At 71.5% G+C, this 14,368-nt stretch carries 10 protein-coding genes and 1 tRNA gene; 6 read left to right on the forward strand and 5 right to left on the reverse strand.

The annotated features are described in order from the left end of the window. Positions 1-61: 61 nt before the first annotated feature. Positions 62-2,392 carry a phosphoenolpyruvate synthase gene (gene ppsA / locus P0Y31_RS17990; protein WP_275871931.1) on the forward strand — a complete coding sequence of 777 codons (2,331 nt, stop codon included), beginning with the start codon at positions 62-64 and terminating at the stop codon, positions 2,390-2,392. 67 nt (positions 2,393-2,459) lie between these two features. On the opposite strand, the gene P0Y31_RS17995 is transcribed toward ppsA, so the two are convergent. After that, on the reverse strand, positions 2,460-3,407 hold the full coding sequence (locus P0Y31_RS17995; RefSeq protein WP_275871932.1) for a class I fructose-bisphosphate aldolase: 948 nt from the start codon (positions 3,405-3,407) through the stop codon (positions 2,460-2,462). A gap of 168 nt (positions 3,408-3,575) precedes the next feature. On the opposite strand from P0Y31_RS17995, the gene P0Y31_RS18000 reads away from it, so the two are divergent. Then, positions 3,576-6,170 carry a cation-translocating P-type ATPase gene (locus P0Y31_RS18000; protein ID WP_275871934.1) on the forward strand — a complete coding sequence of 865 codons (2,595 nt, stop codon included), beginning with the start codon at positions 3,576-3,578 and terminating at the stop codon, positions 6,168-6,170. A 74-nt stretch (positions 6,171-6,244) separates the two neighbouring features. On the opposite strand, the gene P0Y31_RS18005 is transcribed toward P0Y31_RS18000, so the two are convergent. Further along, on the reverse strand, positions 6,245-7,276 hold the full coding sequence (locus P0Y31_RS18005) for an aldo/keto reductase (protein ID WP_275871936.1): 1,032 nt from the start codon (positions 7,274-7,276) through the stop codon (positions 6,245-6,247). Between the two features lie 125 nt (positions 7,277-7,401). Here P0Y31_RS18005 and P0Y31_RS18010 point away from each other — a divergent pair, with 125 nt between their 5' ends. The 4 genes from P0Y31_RS18010 (at position 7,402) to P0Y31_RS18025 (ending at position 10,712) form a co-directional block, all read left to right on the forward strand. Next, entirely contained in the window at positions 7,402-8,142 is a 741-nt protein-coding gene (locus tag P0Y31_RS18010) for an amino acid ABC transporter ATP-binding protein (RefSeq protein ID WP_275871938.1), read from the forward strand. Between the two features lie 84 nt (positions 8,143-8,226). Further along, positions 8,227-9,063 carry a glutamate ABC transporter substrate-binding protein gene (locus tag P0Y31_RS18015; RefSeq protein WP_275808587.1) on the forward strand — a complete coding sequence of 279 codons (837 nt, stop codon included), beginning with the start codon at positions 8,227-8,229 and terminating at the stop codon, positions 9,061-9,063. 87 nt (positions 9,064-9,150) lie between these two features. Then, positions 9,151-9,816, forward strand: a complete 666-nt coding sequence (locus P0Y31_RS18020; RefSeq protein WP_275808590.1) for an amino acid ABC transporter permease — start codon at positions 9,151-9,153, stop codon at positions 9,814-9,816. Further along, positions 9,813-10,712: an amino acid ABC transporter permease gene (locus P0Y31_RS18025; RefSeq protein ID WP_275871940.1), complete on the forward strand. Its 900-nt coding sequence runs from the start codon at positions 9,813-9,815 to the stop codon at positions 10,710-10,712. Before P0Y31_RS18020 ends, P0Y31_RS18025 begins: the two co-directional genes overlap by 4 nt. A gap of 54 nt (positions 10,713-10,766) precedes the next feature. On the opposite strand, the gene P0Y31_RS18030 is transcribed toward P0Y31_RS18025, so the two are convergent. From P0Y31_RS18030 to dnaG, 3 genes are all read right to left on the reverse strand, one after another. Then, positions 10,767-10,842 (reverse strand) — tRNA-Asn (locus P0Y31_RS18030). Positions 10,843-11,049: 207 nt separating this feature from the next. Beyond that, positions 11,050-11,574: a hypothetical protein gene (locus P0Y31_RS18035; RefSeq protein WP_275871942.1), complete on the reverse strand. Its 525-nt coding sequence runs from the start codon at positions 11,572-11,574 to the stop codon at positions 11,050-11,052. Continuing rightward, positions 11,574-13,565: a DNA primase gene (gene dnaG, locus P0Y31_RS18040; RefSeq protein ID WP_275871944.1), complete on the reverse strand. Its 1,992-nt coding sequence runs from the start codon at positions 13,563-13,565 to the stop codon at positions 11,574-11,576. The genes P0Y31_RS18035 and dnaG overlap by 1 nt, the downstream gene beginning before the upstream one ends. Positions 13,566-14,368: the final 803 nt, after the last annotated feature.

Raw genomic sequence — 14,368 nt, forward strand, 5'->3', positions numbered from 1 at the left:
CAGGGTCCTCGTGGGCCCAACGGCCCTGTGCCGCACCACCTGTCCCGCTGACGCTGGGAGCATGACCACGAGTCCTGACTCCGCCGTGCCCACCGCTCGCGCCACCGAGCTGATCGCCTGGTTCGAGGACCTCTCCCGCGCCGACGTCCCGCGGGTCGGAGGCAAGGGCGCCAACCTCGGCGAGCTGGCCGGGGCCGGGCTGCCGGTGCCCGCCGGCTTCGTCATCACGGCGCAGGCCTACCTGCAGGCCATGGAGGAGGCGGGCGTTCGCGAGGCGATGCAGGCCGCGGCCTCGGCGGTCGATGTCGACTCACCCGAGGCGCTGTCCTCGGCGGCGGCGCGGCTCCAGCAGATGGTCCACTCGGCCGGGCTTCCCGCCCACCTCGAGCGTGCGGTGCTCGACGCCTACGGACGGCTCGACGAGGGACGCGTCGCCGTGCGTTCCTCGGCCACCGCTGAGGACGCGGCCTCGACGTCGTTCGCCGGCATGAACGAGACCTTCACCAACGTCAGCGGTGGCCCGGAGCTGCTCGCGCGGGTCGTCGACTGCTGGGCCTCCCTCTTCGGCCCGCGGGTGGTGGCCTACCGCGCGACGCACCGCCTGGCGGAGGAGCCTGCGATCGCCGTGGTCGTGCAGCGGATGGTCGACTCCGACGCCTCCGGGGTGATGTTCACCGCGGACCCGGCAACCGGCGACCGCGGCACGGTGGTGGTGGAGGCGGCATACGGCCTCGGCGAGGTGGTGGTCGGTGGACAGGTGTCCCCCGACACCTACGTCGTCGCCAAGGACGGCCCACGCATCCGGCAGGTCCACATCGGCACCAAGGCCGAGAAGATCGTCCGAGGGCCCGACGGCCACGACCAGCGACTCCCGGTGCCGGCGGACCTCCAAGGGCGGCGGGTGCTCGACGACGACGCGGTCCTGGCCCTGGCACGCATGGCCATGCAGATCGAAAACCATTACGGCACACCGCAGGACGTCGAGTTCGCGATCGAGGGCGGCCAGACGTGGGTCGTGCAGTCGAGGCCCATCACGACCCTGGGCGCGCCGGGTGCCACCACGGACGGCGAGGCGCCGGGAACGGCGCTGCTCAGCGGTCTGGCCGCCGCGCCCGGCACCGCCACCGGGCAGGTGCGCATCCTGCGCAGCACCGCCGACGGGCCCCGCCTCATGGCGGGCGAGGTGCTGGTCGCCAGCATGACCAACCCCGACTGGGTGCCGACGATGCGACGGGCCGCAGCCCTGGTGACCGACGGCGGCGGGGTGACGTGCCACGCCGCGATCGTGGGGCGTGAGCTGCACCTCCCCACCATCGTGGGGACGCGCCACGCCACCACGGTGCTGCGCGACGGCGAGCTCGTCACCGTCGACGGCGCCAAGGGCGTGGTGTATGCCGGTGCGCCGGCTGTCGCGGCCGCGGCGCCCGCTCCTGCCGCCGTGGTGCGGGACGTCGCTGAGCCGGAGTCGGCGCCGGCGCCCGGTGCCGAGGCCACGGGCACCCTGCTGTACGTCAACCTCGCCATCGCCGACCATGCCGAGGAGGTCGCCGCGATGCCGGTCGACGGCGTGGGCCTGCTCCGGGCGGAGTTCATGATCACCGACGCACTGCGGGGCGAGCACCCGAAGCACCTGCTGGCCACGGGTCGACGGGCGGAGTTCGTCGAGACGATGAGCGAGTCCGTGCTGCGCATCACGCGCGCCTTCTCCCCCAGGCCGGTGGTCTACCGCGCGGTCGACTTCCGCACCAACGAGTTCCGCGGCCTCACCGGAGGCGAGGAGTTCGAGCCGGTGGAGGCCAACCCGATGATCGGCTACCGCGGCTGCTACCGCTACATCCGCGACCCCGAGCTCTTCGCGCTCGACCTCGACGTCGTCGCACGCGTCCGCGAGCAGACGCCGAACCTGCACCTGATGATCCCGTTCGTGCGCACCCGGTGGGAGCTCGAGGCCTGCCTCGAGGCCGTCGACACCCACGTCCTCGGACGGCAGCGCGGACTGCACCGGTGGGTCATGGCCGAGGTGCCGTCGGTGGTCTACCGCATCCCCGAGTACGCCCTGCTCGGCGTCGACGGCGTCTCGATCGGCTCCAACGACCTCACCCAGCTCATGCTGGGCGTCGACCGCGACTCCGAAATCTGCGCCGAGCTCTTCGACGAGTCCGACGCGGCCGTAGTCGATGCCATCCAGCGGATCATCGCGGCATGCCGGGAGGCGGGCATCACCTCGTCCCTGTGCGGCCAGGCCCCGTCCAACCGGCCGGAGTTCGCCGAGGTGCTGGTGCGCGCCGGCATCACCTCGATCTCGGTCAACCCGGACGCAGCCGCGCGGGCGCGGCAGGTCATCGCTCGGGTCGAGCGCCGCATGCTGCTCGACCACGTCCGACGAGGCTGAGCACCCGGCGGGGTGAGCACCCCTTCGCGGTGAGGCGTGGGCTGACCTGCTCAGTGGGCTGACCTGCTCAGTGGGCGGCAAGCTCCCGCTGCTGGGCGGTGGTGCCGATGTGGATGTCCATGACGTCGTGCAGCAGCCGGACCGCCTCGTCGTGCGGGCGCTGGAAGGAGTTGCGTCCCATGATGGTCCCGAAGCCCCCGCCGAGCGCCGTCTGCCGGTTCTCCTCCAGCACGGCCGAGGTCTCCTTGGCCGCACCGCCGGAGAAGATGACGATGCGGTGCCCGTCGAAAGCGGACTGCACCACGTGGCGGACGCGGTCGGCGAGCGTCCCGAGCGGCACCCCCGCCTTCTCGAGCGCCTTGCGCGCCGCGGGGCTCTCGACCATCTCGGTCGGCGGCTTGACCTTCACCACGTGGGCGCCGAGCTGGCAGGCGAGGTGCGCGGCATACGCCACGACGTCGACGGCGGTGCGGCCCTGCTCGGACACACCCGAGCCTCGGGGGTAGGACCACACGACGACCGGCAGCCCGGCGAACGAGGCGTCCGTCGCGAGGCTGCGCAGGTTCTCGTACATGCGGTTCCGTGCGGAGGAGCCGGGGTAGATGGTGAAGCCGACGGCCGCACACCCCAGTCGCACCGCGTCCTCGACGCTGGCCGTCACGGCGGGCTCGGGGTCCTTCCCCACGTAGAGGGAGTCGGCGCTGTTGCACTTGAGGATCAGCGGCAGCTCGGAGGCGAACGCCGGAGCCACCAGCTGGGCCGCGCCGAGCGGCAGTGCGTGCGCGCTGCAGCCGGCGTCGAGGGCGAGCTGGGCGTGGTAGCGGGGGTCGTAGCCGGCCGGGTTGGCCGCGAAGCTGCGGGCCGGGCCGTGCTCGAAGCCCTGGTCCACCGGCAGCACCACCAGCTTCCCGGTCCCGCCGGTGCGGCCCTGCTCCAGCATTCGTCGCAGGTTGGTCAGCGTCTGCGCGTCGTCTCCCTCGTACCAGGAGAGGATCTCGTCGACTCGTCGGGACATGGCTGCCTCTTCTCACCACGGGCCGACCGCAACGGCCGCGGACCGGCCTGGCCGGCTGACACCACAACGGTTCTACGGCGGGGGCACCGCAGATAGGTCCGTTGGTCCCGAGTGTTCGGCGTCGCACCGTTCTAGGGTCGGAGCAGGGCTGGACGCCGGGAGTTGCCGATGACGGTTCTGCAGGAGCCGGGTCTGCTGGGCATGTCCGCCGACGAGGCGGCTGCCCGGCTCGCCTCGGACGGGCCCAACGAGCTGCCCACGGCCAGGAGGCGCACCCTGTCGCGGCAGGCGTGGGAGGTCATGAGGCAGCCGATGCTCCTCCTGCTGCTGGGCGCCGGGCTCGTCAACTTCCTGCTGGCCGAGCCCCTCGACGGTGTGACCCTGCTGTCCTTCGTCGTGGTCGTCATCGGCATCTCGATCTACCAGGAGCACAAGACCGAGAACGCCCTGGCCGCGCTGCGGGACCTCTCCTCGCCCCGCGCACTGGTGGTCCGGGACGGCACACAGGTGCGGGTCGCCGGCCGGGACGTCGTGCGCGGGGACGTCGTCCTGCTCACGGAGGGCGACCGGGTGCCGGCCGATGCCGTCGTCGTCGACGCCGTGAACCTGTCGGTCGACGAGTCGGCGCTCACCGGCGAGTCCGTCCCCGTGCGGAAGGCACCAGCCGGCTCTCACGACGCAGCAGGTGGCGCACGCCGGAGCACGGAGGGCGGCACCGACGCGGGCGAGGTCAGCCGCATGGGCAGGCCCGGTGGCGACGGCACGCCCTGGGTCTTCTCCGGGACGCTCGTGGTGAGGGGACGCGGCATCGCGGAGGTGTGCCACACCGGCGCAGACACCGAGCTCGGACGGATCGGGTCGGCCCTGCGCGAGATCGCACCGGCGCGCACACCGCTGCAGCGCGAGGTCGACCGGCTCGTGCGGGTCATCGCCGTGGTGGGGGTGGTCGCTGCCGTCACCGTGGTGGTGCTCTACGGGTCCACCCGCGGACGCTGGATGGAGGGGCTGCTGGCCGGCATCGCCACCGCCATGGCCATGCTGCCGGAGGAGTTCCCGGTCGTGCTGACCGTCTTCCTCGCCCTCGGGGCCTGGCGCATCTCCCAGAAGCACGTCCTCACCCGGCGGTCGGCCGTGATCGAGGCGCTGGGCTCGGCGACGGTCGTCTGCGTCGACAAGACCGGCACGTTGACGATGAACAGCATGTCGGTGCGCCAGCTGGTCGTGGGGGGCTCGGTCCACACGCTGGACGGCGGTCCGCTCCCGGAGGCCTTCCACGCCCTCGCGGAGTTCCTCGCGCTGGCATCGCCCGTCGACCCGTTCGACCCGATGGACAAGGCCTTCCGTGAGGTGGCCGACACCCAGCTCGCGGGCAGTGAGCACGACCACCCCGACTGGGAGCTCCTGCGCGAGTACCCGCTCTGCGAGGACCTGCTGGCCATGTCGCACGTGTGGCGCTCCCCCGACAGCAGCAACTACGTGGTCGCGGCGAAGGGGGCACCGGAAGCCATCGCCGACCTCTGCCACCTCGCGCCACGGCAGCACGCGGCGTTGATGGAGGACGTGCGCTGCGCGACCGGGTCCGGGCAGCGGGTCCTGGCCGCAGCACGGGCCCGGTTCAGCGATGCCCGGCCCCTGCCCACGGAGCAGCACGACTTCGACTTCGAGCTCCTCGGGCTGGCCGCCCTGCACGACCCGGTGCGCCCGGGGGTGCCGCAGGCGGTGGCCGAGTGCGCCCGGGCGGGGGTGCGCACGGTGATGATCACCGGCGACTACCCGGGCACTGCGCTCGCGGTCGCCCGAGAGGTGGGTCTCGACACGGACGCCGGAGTCATCACCGGGCCCGACCTCGAGGCCATGTCCGACGACAAGCTGGCCCGCAGGGTCTCGGCGGTCAGCGTCTTCGCCCGCACGGTGCCCGAGCAGAAGCTGCGCCTCGTGCGCGCCCTGCAGGCGACGGGTGAGGTCGTCGGCATGACCGGCGACGGGGTCAACGACGCCCCTGCCCTGCGGGCGGCCGACATCGGCATCGCCATGGGCGCGAGGGGCACCGACGTGGCCCGCGAGTCGGCGGCGCTCGTCCTCACCGATGACGACTTCACCTCGATCGCCGCGGGCATCCGGCAGGGCCGCGGCATCTACGCCAACCTGCGCAAGGCGATGGCCTACATCCTCGCCGTGCACGTGCCGATCATCGGCATGTCCCTGGTCCCGCTCCTCGTGGCCGACTGGCCACTGGTGCTGATGCCCGTGCAGATCGCCTTCCTCGAGCTCATCATCGACCCGGCCTGCTCCATCGTGTTCGAGGCGGAGGAGGTCGACCCCACGATCATGGACCAGCCACCGAGGCGCCCGGGCGAGCCGGTCTTCGGCAGGTCGGTCATCGCCGTCTCGGCGCTACAGGGGCTCTCTGTGCTGGCCGGCGTGCTCGGGGTCTACCTGTGGACTCTCGCCTCCGACCGGCCCGCCGAGGTCGTCCGTTCGGTCACCTTCACGACCCTCGTCGCCGCCAACCTCGCCCTCATCCTCGTCAACCGCTCGTGGCGGCTCTCGATCGGGCGGACCCTGCGGGAGCGGCGCAACGCGGCGCTCCCCTGGGTGCTCGGCGCGGCCGTCGTGCTGCTCACCGCCCTGTTGACGGTGCCACCCCTGCGCGAGGCCTTCGACCTCGGCCCGGTCGGTCTCCTCGACGTCGCCGTGGCCGTCGTCGTGGGCCTCGCCGGGGTGGTCTGGTTCGAGGTCTACAAGGTCCTCTCGCCGCGCTGACCGCGCCCGGGGGAACGTGCCGAGGAGACTGCGCCCTGGCGCCCGCCCTGGAGCCCTGGCGCCCGCCCTGCGCCCTAGCGCCCGCCGGTGAGGCTGCGGTGGCGCTGCTCCCGCCCGGGGGCGCCGTACGGGTAGTCGTCGACGCGCGGGGTGCTGGCCTCCGTCAGCCGCGCCAGGGCGTCGTCGCCGAGATCGAGGTCTGCCGCCGCCATGGTGTCGACGAGCTGCTCCACCGAACGCGCGCCGAGGATGACCGACGTGACAGCCGGCTGGGCGGCCAGCCACGCGAGAGCCACCTGAGACGGCGTCGCACCCGCACCCTGCGCGACCTCCCGCACCGCGTCGACCACCCTCCACGTGCGCTCGTCGGCGTTGCGGCCCTCCCACGCCTCCATGCCGCGCTCGGGGTTGTCGCCCAGGCGGGTCGGGCCGCTCGGTGGGACGTCGCGCTCGTACTTGCCGGTGAGCCAGCCCCCGGCGAGCGGCGACCACGGCAGCAGGCCGATGCCGGCGTCGAGGGCCGCGGGGACGACCTCGTGCTCGATGTCGCGGACCAGCAGGTTGTACTGCGGCTGCAGGGTCACCGGGGGTGCCCAGCCGTGGGCGCGGGCGACGTGCACGGCCTTCGTGACCTGCCAGCCGCGGTAGTTCGAGAAGCCGTAGTAGCCGATCTTCCCGGTGGAGACGGCGTCGTCGAGGAAGCGCAGGGTCTCCTCCAGTGGTGTCACGGCGTCCCAGGCGTGCATCTGGTAGAGGTCGACGTGCTCCACGCCGAGGCGCCGCAACGAGTCGTCGAGCGCATTGCGAAGGTGACGCCGGGAGAGCCCGAGGTCGTTGGGGCCCGCTCCCATCGGGAACCGGCCCTTGGTCGCCAGCACCACCTGTCGGGCCTCGGTTGGGCGCTTGGCCAGCCAGCGACCGATGATCTCCTCGGAGACACCCGAGCCGTAGACGTCGGCCGTGTCGACCAGGGTGCCGCCGCGCTCGACGAAGGCGTCCAGCAGGTCGAACGACGTGGCCTCGTCGGCCTCCGCCCCGAAGGTCATGGCGCCGAGGGCCTGGGTCGAGACGACGGCTCCGCTGCAGCCGAGAGTGCGGTGGCGCATGGGTCCTCCGAAGGTCGCAGGAGTGGGACCGCTCCACGGTAGCGGCGGCGACACCACATTGCTTTTCGGCGAAAATGGCGAGGCGTCCTGTCCGCGGCACGCCGCCTGCGAGTAGGTTGCCTGCCATGACGGAGCCTCTCGTCGTCCTCAAGGGCGTCAACAAGCACTTCGGCGACCTGCACGTGCTGAAGGACATCAACCTCACGATCGGCAAGGGCGAGGTCGTCGTGGTGATCGGCCCCTCGGGCTCGGGCAAGTCGACCCTGTGCCGCACCATCAACCGCCTCGAGACCTTCGAGAGCGGCACCATCGAGATCGACGGGAAGCCGCTGCCCGAGGAGGGCAAGGCCCTCGCGGAGCTGCGCGCCGACGTGGGCATGGTCTTCCAGTCCTTCAACCTCTTCGCCCACAAGACGATCCTGCAGAACGTCACCCTCGGCCCCATGAAGGCCCGTGGCGTCAAGAAGGCCGACGCCGAGAAGCGCGCCATGGAGCTGCTCGAGCGCGTGGGCGTCGCGCACCAGGCCCAGAAGTACCCCGCCCAGCTCTCCGGCGGCCAGCAGCAGCGCGTGGCCATCGCGCGGTCGCTGGCCATGGACCCGAAGATCATGCTCTTCGACGAGCCGACCTCGGCGCTCGACCCCGAGATGATCAACGAGGTGCTCGACGTGATGACCTCGCTGGCGAAGTCGGGCATGACGATGGTGGTCGTCACGCACGAGATGGGCTTCGCCCGGCGGGCGGCCAACCGCGTCGTGTTCATGGCCGACGGCCAGGTCGTCGAGGAGGCCGAGCCCGAGACCTTCTTCACCCACCCCAAGTCGGATCGCGCCAAGGACTTCCTCGGCAAGATCCTCACGCACTGACGGCCCGGCAGAGTCGCTGAGCCGTCGACTCCCGACCGGCACCGCAGAGCGCGGTCCCGGCCACACCCAACAGGAGGAAACACCATGACACTTCGTCGTTTCGGGGCCGCGGCGGCAGTTGCCGTCGTCGCGCTCGGCCTCACGGCCTGCGGCGACAGCGGAGACGGGGGCGACTCCGGCTCTGGCGGCGGGAAGTTCAAGGTCGGCATCAAGTTCGACCAGCCCGGTCTCGGCCTGAAGGAGGGCTCGGACTACACGGGCCTCGACGTCGACGTGGCGACCTACATCGCCAAGGAGCTCGGCCACGCCGAGGGCGACATCCAGTGGGTGCAGGCCCCCAGCGCCCAGCGCGAGACCCTGATCGAGACCGGCCAGGTCGACATGGTGGTCGCGACCTACTCCATCACCGACGCCCGCAAGGAGAAGATCTCCTTCGCCGGCCCGTACTTCATCGCCGGCCAGGACCTGCTCGTCCGCGCTGACGACTCCTCCATCACCGGGCCCGACGCCCTCACCGGCAAGAAGCTCTGCTCGGTCAAGGGCTCGACGTCGGCGCAGAAGGTCAAGGACAAGTACCCCGGCGTCCAGCTCCAGGAGTTCGGCACCTACTCCGAGTGCGTGGCGGCCCTGGTCTCCAAGGGCGTCGACGCCCTGACCACCGACAACACGATCCTCGCGGGCTACGCCGCGCAGGACCAGTACAAGGGCAAGCTCAAGGTCGTCGGCCAGACCTTCTCCGAGGAGCGCTACGGCGTCGGCATCAAGAAGGGCGACACCGCCACCTGCGAGAAGATCAACAAGGCGATCCAGAAGATGGTCGACGACAAGTCCTGGCAGAAGGCGGTCGACGACAACCTGGGCCCGGCCGGGTTCAAGGTCGACACCGCGACCAACCCGCCGAAGCAGGACCCCTGCTCCTGACCTGAGCAGCACGATGCGTATGCCGCCCCGCTGCCCGGCGGGGCGGCATGCCGTCCGCACCGTCCCCACCCACAGAAGGGCCTTCCATTGGGTGACATCCTGGGCCAGTACGACGTCCTCGGGGCGTTCTGGCTGACGATCCAGCTGGCCTTCTTCTCGGCCATCGGGTCCCTGATCCTCGGGACCGTCGTCGCCGTCATGCGCGTCTCCCCCGTGCGCGTGCTGCAGCTGCTCGGCACGTGGTACGTCAACACCTTCCGCAACACCCCGTTGACGCTGCTGATGGTCTTCAGCATCCTCGGCGCGACGTACATCCTCGGCATCAACCTCGCGCCGGAGTCGTTCGAGGACAACAACTTCCGCTGGGCCGTCGTGGTCCTGTCGGTCTACCACGCCGCCTTCGTCTGCGAGGCGCTGCGCAGCGGCGTCAACACCGTGCCGGCGGGGCAGGCCGAGGCGGCTCGCGCGATCGGGCTGACCTTCGGCCAGAGCATGCGCGAGGTGATCCTCCCCCAGGCGTTCCGTGGCGCGGTCGCTCCCCTCGGCTCGACGCTCATCGCCCTCATCAAGAACACCACCGTGGCGGCCGTCATCGGCAACCCGGAGGCGGCCGGACTGATGAGCGAGATCGTCGAGAACGAGGGCAGCTCCATCGGCATCTTCCTGGTGTTCGCGCTCGGCTTCGTCATCCTGACCCTGCCCGTCGGCGTGCTGTTCACCAGCATGTCGCGACGCCTGGCGGTGAAGCGATGAGCGCCTCGGTGCTGTTCGACGCCCCCGGGCCCAAGGCCCGCCGCCGCCACGCGCTGCTCGCCGGCCTCGGCGTGCTGCTCACCCTGCTGCTGCTCTGGCTCGCGCTCGGCAAGATGGGCGACGCCGGCCAGCTCGAGAAGGACCTCTGGTCGCCGTTCCTCACCGCCGAGGTGTGGCAGGAGTACCTCCTCCCCGGCATCTGGGGCACCCTCAAGGCCGCGGCCATCTCGATGGTCCTGGCAGGCATCTTCGGGCTGGTGTTCGGCATCGGCCGCCTGTCGCACATCGCACCCGTCCGCTGGGTCTCCGGTGTCGTCGTGGAGTTCTTCCGCTCCGTGCCCGTGCTGATCATGATGATCTTCTTCTTCGGGCTCTACTCGGCGAACAGCGTCTTCGACAGCGAGCTCAACCCGCTCGCCGCCGTCGTCACCGGGCTGACGCTCTACAACGGCTCGGTGGTCGCCGAGCTCGTCCGCTCGGGCGTGTACTCGCTGCCCAAGGGCCAGTCCGAGGCAGGGCTGTCGATCGGCCTCACCCGCGACCAGGTGCTCCGCTCCATCCAGCTGCCGCAGGCCCTGACGGCGATGCTGCCGGCCCTGATCGGCCAGATGGTCGTCGTGCTCAAGGACTCGGCCCTCGGCTATGCGATCACCTACCTCGAGCTGCTCAACTGGTCCAAGACCCTGGGCTCGGCCTACGCCAACACGGTGCCGGCCTACATCGTGGCGGCCATCCTGTTCATCACCATGAACTACCTGCTGACGGTTGCTGCCAGGCAGGTCGAGCAGCGGCTCAGCCGCCGCGGGCGGACCTCGCTCCCGGGGGTGGCCGAGGTGCCCTCGGGCGGTGACGTGGCGCCGGCCCCGACCGGCGGCATCGGCGGTCGCAAACCCTGACGGCTGTGCACACGACGAAGGCCCCGATCCACTGGATCAGGGCCTTCGTCGCTGTGGCTCCCCCGGTTGGACTCGAACCAACAACCTGCCGGTTAACAGCCGGCTGCTCTGCCAATTGAGCTACAGGGGAATGGTCACCAGGCTGGGCCGTCGTGCCCGCCTCGATGGCGCTGCGCAACCATAGCAAAGGATCGGCCCGGGTCAGAAAACGGGCTGGTCGCCCGTGTCTCCCCCAGGTCGACACGCTGGGAAACCGCCCTTGGCCGCCGCGCGAAGGGCAGTTTCCCAGCGTGTCGACGGCCGGAGGTGTGGCCCATGACGGCCGGAAGGGGTCAGGTCAGGTCAGGCCAACCTGCTCCTTGAGGTAGGCCAGGGCCTGCGCCGTCTGCAGGTCGACCCCGGGGTCGCCGGCGCGCACCCCCTTGCCCAGCACCACCTGCTCGAGCAGCTCCCCGGAGGCAAGATCCTTGCGGATGACGGCCCGGGCGCTGCGCCGCTCCCCCAGGTCGACCCGCTGCGCCAGGACGACGGAGGCCTGCACCCGCTCGCGGAGCGTCTCCGGGAGGAGCGTGGCCTCCTTGAGCACCCACTGGGCCGGCCGGTGACGGTCGACCCAGGTGACGGTGAGCAGGTAGGCGTCGTGGGACCACGAACCGGCGTCGACCAGGTGCCACGGACGGTCGAGCACGACGTCGCCGGCCGGGCTCACGGCATACAGGCGGTGGTTGCTGGCCACGACGGTGGCCCCGGTGGTGTCGTCACGGGCCCACGCGAGCAGCCGCTCGCCACGGCCCAGGGCGAGGGCGTCACGGACCTCCTGCGGGACCTTCTCGGGGCGGTCCCGGCGCAGCGACCACCCCATCAGCTGACCCGCTCGCGCAGGTCGGCCAGCTCGCGCTGGAGGGTCTGCAGCTCCCCGCTGAGCGCGCGTGACTGTGCCGGGTCGCTGTGCGGGTCGGCCGCCATCCGCCGCATGGCGGACATGGCGTCGGCGATCTTGCGGGTCAAGGAGATCTCCTGGACGCGGACGAGCAGGGCGTTCGTGTAGCGGCGTTCGGGCAGCCCGGTGGCCTTGTCGAACCGGGTGGGCAGCGGGGCCACCGCGAGCTCGGAGACCAGCGGCCGGACGGCCAGGGGAGCGGCCTCGGTCACCTTGTCGGCCCAGGCCCTCTCGGACAGCCCAGGCTGCAACCCGCCTGCGGCGCGGATGCCGTCGAAGACGGCCCGGTGGGCCGGGGCGCCGAAGGAGTCAGCGGCGATGGCGTCGACCTCGGCAGCATCGAAGAGCGAGGGGAACTGCAGCAGGCACTGCAGGAGCTGGCGCTCGGCGAAGACGACGGGGTCGCGCAGGTCGGGGGCCGGCATGACAGCCCGCACCTCCTCGGCCGACGGCTCGGGGACGTCGACGTCACGGTGGCGGGGGCCGGCGTGGTGCTGGCCGGCCTGCCCGCCGGGGCCGCCCTGCCCGCCGGGGCCTGCCTGGTGGCCGCCCTCGCCCTTCGCCTCACGGGCCGCCATGCGACCCGCTCGGGCGACCTCGGCCTGCACCTGCTCCACCTCGACGCCGATCCAGCCGGCCACAGTGCGGGTGTACTCGGGGCGCATCGAGGTGTCGCGGATGTTGGCCACGATCGGGGCGGCGGCGCGCATGCCCTGCACGCGACCCTCGGCAGTCGAGAGGTCGAACCGGTTGATGGTGGTGCGCACCGCGAACTCGAACATCGGCACCGCGTCCTCGATGAGGTTGCGCACCGCGACATCACCCTTGGCCTGGCGCAGGTCGCACGGGTCCATGCCCTGCTCTGCCACGGCGACGAACGACTGCGAGGCCCAGCGCTGGTCCTCCGCGAACGCCCGCATGGCCGCCTTCTGGCCCGCCGCGTCACCGTCGAAGGTGAAGATGACGCGGGCCGGCGCCACGTCGGCCTCGTCGCGCATGATGCGGCGCAGCAGCTTGATGTGGTCGATGCCGAAGGCCGTGCCACACGTGGCCACCGCGCCCTCGACGCCCGCGAGGTGGCAGGCCATGACGTCGGTGTAGCCCTCGACGACCACCGCCTTGCGCTCCGCCGCGATCGCCTTCTTCGCGGCGTCGAGGCCGTAGAGCACCGTCGACTTCTTGTAGATCGGCGTCTCGGAGGTGTTGAGGTACTTCGCCGCGATGCGGTCGTCGTCGAACAGGCGCCGGGCGCCGAAGCCGACGGTGTCGCCGGTGATGTCGCGGATCGGCCACACGAGCCGGCCGCGGAAGCGGTCGTAGAGGCCGCGGCTCCCCCGGCCCGACAGCCCGCCGAGGGTCAGCTCCTCCTCGGTGAACCCCTTGGAGCGCAGGTGCCTGGTGAGGTCCTCGCCGCCCCGGGGCGCGAACCCCACCCCGAACCGCTCGGCCGCCTTGCCGTCGAAACCGCGGGCCCGGAGGAAGTCGCGTCCGGCCCTGGCCTCGGGCAGGTTGAGCAGGGCGTGCGCGTAGAACTCCTGGGCCACCCGGTGCGCCTCGATGAGGCGGGAGCGCCGGCCGAGGGACTCGCCGTCGCGGGGCCGGCCGCCCTCCTCGTAGTGCAGCTCCATGCCGAGCTTCTGGGCCAGTCGCTCGACGGCCTCGGCGAAGGTCAGGTGCTCCACCTTCTGCACGAAGGAGATGACGTCCCCGCCCTCGCCGCAGCCGAAGCAGTGCCAGGCGCCGACGACCGGCCGGATGTTGAAGGACGGGGTCTTCTCGTCGTGGAACGGGCACAGGCCCTTCATCGACCCCGGACCGGCGGGACGCAGGGTGACGTGCTCGCGCACGACGTCCTCGATCGACGAGCGCTCCTTCACGAGCGCGATGTCGTCGGCCTTGATCCGACCCGCCACGTAGCCTCCTTGTCGGGCCCGAGTCTAGGTGGTCTCCCCCGACAGCCGCGCGAGGCTCCACCACAATCCGTATGCCGCGTGCGCCGCACCCGCCCTGACGTCGCCTTCCGCGGTTGTCCACACCGGGCCGGCGGACGTCACACCGTCCACAGGTCGTGGTTCTGGGCTTGCGCAGACCCTCTCCGCATGCCGCGCATTCTGTTGCGCTGCAACGTTTTCCGTCTTCTCACTGGAAGTTGGGTTGTCGGTGGTCTCGCCTACGGTTGCCTTCATGGAGGGGAAGCAGCAGCTGAGCATGGCCGAGTGCCGCGAGCGGTTCGCGGCTGCCCGGACGGCGATGGCTGCCCTCGGTGAGGTGCTGTGGCAGACGCCGTCGGGCGGTGGGCCGGACGGGCTGGCTGGGTTGTTGAGCGAGGTGGACGCCCTCGGCATGGCGTGCGACGCGGGCCGGGTGGCGGTGGTCGGTGAGGCGATGGAGCGCGGGGAGACCTCTGGTGGTCCGGCGGCGATGTCGGTGACCCAGTGGGTGCGGGCTCACGCTCCGTCGACTCGGGCGGGTGGTGCCGGGACTCTCGTCGCGGTGGCGCAGGCGTTCCAGAAGCGGGTCAACGCCCCCGTGAGGCCGTCGGCTCGGGCCGGCTGCCGGTGGGCTCAGCCGCTGCGGTCGTGGGCGAGTTCGAGAAGCTGCGGCCGCTGCTGGCCGAGGGCGCCGAACCGCACGTGCTCGAGGGGCTGGTCGGCCTGGCCGCCGAACAGGGCCCGCGGGCCTGCCGGCAGCTGCGCCCGGCGATGCTGGCCCGCTA

The organism is Knoellia sp. 3-2P3, assembly GCF_029223115.1.
Lineage (GTDB): Bacteria > Actinomycetota > Actinomycetes > Actinomycetales > Dermatophilaceae > Pedococcus_A.